Origin of the sequence: Pengzhenrongella sp. (assembly GCF_036565025.1) — a bacterium.
Classification (GTDB): Bacteria; Actinomycetota; Actinomycetes; order Actinomycetales; family Cellulomonadaceae; genus Pengzhenrongella.
In genome coordinates, this window is the sequence record NZ_DATCNW010000140.1 from 1 (window position 1) to 3,940 (window position 3,940).

Annotated in this window: 5 protein-coding genes; all 5 read right to left on the reverse strand. The window is 73.0% G+C overall.

Features of this window, described 5'->3' with window-relative positions:
- Positions 1–366 precede the first annotated feature (366 nt).
- Complete coding sequence (locus tag VIM26_RS08230) at positions 367–723, reverse strand: thioredoxin family protein (protein WP_331950015.1); 357 nt, start codon at positions 721–723, stop codon at positions 367–369.
- 213 nt (positions 724–936) lie between these two features.
- A complete protein-coding gene (locus VIM26_RS08235; RefSeq protein ID WP_331950017.1) occupies positions 937–1,371 on the reverse strand; it encodes a DUF1203 domain-containing protein in 435 nt (144 codons plus the stop codon).
- 189 nt (positions 1,372–1,560) lie between these two features.
- On the reverse strand, positions 1,561–2,538 hold the full coding sequence (dapF, locus tag VIM26_RS08240; RefSeq protein WP_331950019.1) for a diaminopimelate epimerase: 978 nt from the start codon (positions 2,536–2,538) through the stop codon (positions 1,561–1,563).
- Positions 2,535–3,512: a tRNA (adenosine(37)-N6)-dimethylallyltransferase MiaA gene (miaA, locus tag VIM26_RS08245; RefSeq protein WP_331950021.1), complete on the reverse strand. Its 978-nt coding sequence runs from the start codon at positions 3,510–3,512 to the stop codon at positions 2,535–2,537. The genes dapF and miaA overlap by 4 nt, the downstream gene beginning before the upstream one ends.
- Positions 3,509–3,940 (reverse strand): hypothetical protein (locus VIM26_RS08250; protein WP_331950023.1); only part of this gene is annotated, 432 nt, incomplete at its 5' end. The genes VIM26_RS08250 and miaA, both read right to left, overlap by 4 nt.

Here is a 3,940-nt window from a genome sequence, read left to right on the forward strand (position 1 = left end):
GTTTTGGTGCACTTTCGCTGCACAGAGCGCTGCACTGAGGTCGAGCAGGCGGACTGGCCGGCGGGTCGTCGGTACGCGGGTCGGTGATCGAGCGGGATGGCACGCGTCGAACTCGGAGAGTTGCCTCGATCTCGGACACTGACTGTCCGACGAACTCGCGTGAGATCGGCGAACAGCGTCGGCGAACCCCGATCCGCACGCATCGGGGCCTCAGCGCCGTTGCGAAGCACCTCAGTGCCTCCGCGAAGCAACTCAGCGCCACGCTCAACGACCCAAGGATCGGTCAGGAGAGCCGTTGTTGTTGTTCGGATCGCGGGAGCGAGGACAGGAACTCGCATCTCGCGGCGCAAACGGGGTTCGGCGCGGTCAGATCGGATCGGCGTCCGGCGGCCCGGCCGTCCTCGCGACCGATGCCAGCGCGGCGCGGGCCTGGGCGAGCGTCGGGGCGCCCTCCGCCCGGCGCCGTTCCACGCCGTCGGCGTCCAGGATGATCACGGTCGGCGTCACGATGATCCCGAGCCGCTCGCCGAGCGCGTGATGGTCAGCGATGTCGAGCTCGACGTGCGCGACGCCGGTCGTGGTCGCCACGACGCGGTCGAGAACTCGTCGAGTGACGCGGCACGGCGCGCAGAACGTGCTGGAGAACTGGACGAGCGTCGCGGATTCCCCGAGCGGGCCGGGCAGCTCGCCGGGTTCCAGGCGCGCGACCGGTTCTGCACTCATCACAGCCCTCTCGTCTCAGCGATCCTCAGCACAACGCTCCCGACCTCACGATCTCACCTCGCCACAACCAACGACCCGACCCGGGTCTCGACCTCGGCGGCGACGCGCGCGGCCCTACCCGTTCCCAACGGCGCCGCGATCAGGTCTGTTCCGGAGCGGGCACCTGGTTCGCCTCGGTGGTCAGTTCGGGTTCGCGCACGGATCGTTCAACGGTCAGGCTTCGACACTGCCGATGGCGAACATGTAGCAGCCGTGGATGAGGTTCCGGCTGTGCAGGAAGACAGTCCCGGGCGTGGACAGGAGTCGCTCAGCCACCTCCTCTTGGTGGCGACCAGGTTCGACGATCTCGCCGCCGACGATCTCGCCGGCGTTGTTGTAGGCACGGAACACGAGCGGGCGATCGCGGAAAGCCTCCGGGTAGCCGGGAGATGCCGGCCCCTGGCAATGGTCGGCATGGACGAACACCGGACCGATCTCGGCGTAGGCACCCAACGGTCCCGGCGGGGCGACAGCCCCCAGAAGCAGACGTTCACCGACGTGACTGTCGCGCAAACAGCAGCGCAACGGCGCACCGCCCTCGCGATCGGTCCAGGCACGGATCGAGGTCATCGGGAAAGAAACGGGCAATGGGCTGAACAAGATGGTCACACCGGATTGTGCAACACCCCTGGCTGCCCGCACCGGCGGCTTTCGGACCTCGCGCACAGGGGTTACAGCGTCACGAGCGACTGCCCGGAGACGCCCGTGCGGCTACCCGATTGCGGACAAGAGAGTTGCCCGCCGGCGGTCATGCGACCTGCGCGCCGCCTCGTCGTCGGCCTCGCCGCTCGTCGCGTTTCAGGCCTTGATCTGGATGTCGAGCCCGAGCGCGCCCGGGTCGATCTCGCCCTCGGCGACCAGCTCGGCGGGGCCGGCCAGCTCGACGTGGCCCGACGGGAGCAGGCGCACGCGGACCGTGCCGCCCGGGACCTCGACGAGCCAGGCGTCGGGTGCACCGGCGCCGGCCCAGGTCCGGACCGCAAGCGCGGCGGCGCAGGCCCCGGTGCCGCACGACCGGGTCTCGCCGGAGCCCCGCTCGTGCACGCGCATGCGCACCCGGCCCACGACCGCGCCGTCGTCGTCCAGCTCCTCGCCCAGCGGGACGACGAGCTCGACGTTGATGCCGTGCAGCGGCACCGGTCGGACGTCGGGCGCGCGCGTCAGGTCGACGGCCTCGAGCTCATCGACGTCGGCGAGCGCGAGGACGACGTGCGGGTTGCCCACCTCGACGCGCAGCGCCGGCCGCGCGATCTCCAGCCCGGCGACGGCGACCTCGGCGTCGGTGCCCGCGATCGCGGCGTCCTTCCCGCCGGTCAGGCGCCACGGCCCCATGTCGACCGAATACCAGCCGTTCTTCTCGCGGCGCACGTACCGCACCCCCGCACGGGTGCCGATCGCGAGCGCGGCGTCGGCGTGGCCCGAGCCCTCGGGCACCTCGGCGAGCCCGAGCCGCTCGAGGTAGGCCGCGAACACCCGGACCCCGTTGCCGCACATCTCGGCGACCGAGCCGTCGGAGTTGCTGTAATCCATGAACCAGATCGCGCCCGGGTCCGCCGCGAGGATCGCGGCCCCCTCGGGCACGGACGCCGTGGGAACGACGCGAATCACCCCGTCGCCGCCGATGCCGGCCCTGCGGTCGGCGAGCGCCCGCACCAGCGCGGGCGTCAGGTCGAGGGCTCCGGCACGGTCGTCGAGGAGCACGAAGTCGTTCTGCGTGCCGTGGCCCTTGGCGAAGCGCAGGCGCCGGTTGACGGACGAGGTCGCGGGGCTGGTCATGATCCCAGGGTACGGCGCGTCGTCGGGGCGGGGCTCTCGCCCCGGTCCGCGGCCGCGACGACGTCGAGCGCCCGGACCAGCACGTCCGGGTCGCGCGAGTCGAGCCAGTGCACTCGTGGGTCGCGGCCGAACCACGTCATCTGCTTGCGTGCGAGCCGCCGGGTGTTGGCCACGATCGCCGCGCGCGCCGTCTGGTCGTCGCCCTCTCCGCGGATCATCGCGATCACCTCGGCGTACCCGACGGCGCGGGCCGCGGTGCGCCCCATGCCCTGCAGCAGCAGGCCGAGCACCTCCTCGACGAGCCCCTGCTCCCACATCCGCGTCACGCGCTGGGCCACCCGCTCGTCGAGCACCGGACGATCGCAGTCCAGGCCGATCTGCACGGCCGGCACGACGTACACCTGCTCGGGGAGGTTGGCGGTGTACGGCCGTCCGGTGATCTCGATGACCTCCAGCGCCCGCACGATCCGGCGGGTGTTCGCCGGCCCGATGGCGATCGCCGCGGCCGGGTCGAGGCGGGCGAGCTCGTCGTGCAGGTGCCGGGTGCCGTGCCGCTCCGCGCGCTCCTCGAGCCGAGCCCGGACGTCGGCGTCGATCCCGGGGAACTCGAGCTTGTCGAGCAGCGCACGCACGTACAGACCCGAACCGCCGACGACGACGCCGCGCCCGCCGCGCGCGGCGATGTCCGCCAGGTCGCGGCGTCCCTCGAGCTGGTACCGGGCCACCGAGGCGTCCTCGCCGACGTCGAGCACGTCGAGCTGGTGGTGCGCGATGCCGCGCCGCTCGGCGACCGAGAGCTTCGCGGTGCCGATGTCCATCCCGCGGTACAGCTGCATCGCGTCGGCGTTCACGACCTCGCCGCCGAGCCGCTCGGCCAGGGCGAGGCCCAGGTCGGACTTGCCGGTCGCCGTCGGGCCGACGACGGCGACCGCGAGCGGCGCCGCGCCCGTGCCCGTGGACTCGTCCGCGCTCATCGCGACGCCCGCCAGACGGTGACCGCATAGGTGACCCCGAACGGCGCGGAAGCGTGCTCGACGCTCGCATCGAGCGGCCCGGCCGCCTCGGCGGCCCCGAGCAGAACCTGGAGCGGGGCCCAGGCGGTGACCGCCAGCTCGGCCGCGAGGGAACCCGAGATCCGGCCGAGCCGGTCCAGCGCGGGCGGGTCCGCCGTCGCCAGATCCTCCAGGACCGCGTCGTCCAGCGGTCCGGCGCGCTCGTCCGGCGCGAGGGGCGCCCCGGTGCCGCGGCGGGCACTCAGCGAACCGGCGACGAGCAGGGCCAGGCGCCCGGGCTGCGCCGCGAGCTCGGCGCCGCGCGCGCGCAACGCGGCCGCGCGCGCACGTTCGGCCGGCGCCGCGTCGGCCCCGGTGGCGAGCTCGTCGCACGGCGCGACCTCCAGGAC

Bases quoted from the DNA above. Each gene is read 5' to 3' on its own strand.
- VIM26_RS08230 (WP_331950015.1), bottom strand. From the start codon at position 723: ATGAGTGCAGAACCGGTCGCGCGCCTGGAACCCGGCGAGCTGCCCGGC.
- dapF (WP_331950019.1), bottom strand. From the start codon at position 2,538: ATGACCAGCCCCGCGACCTCGTCCGTCAACCGGCGCCTGCGCTTCGCC.
- miaA (WP_331950021.1), bottom strand. From the start codon at position 3,512: ATGAGCGCGGACGAGTCCACGGGCACGGGCGCGGCGCCGCTCGCGGTC.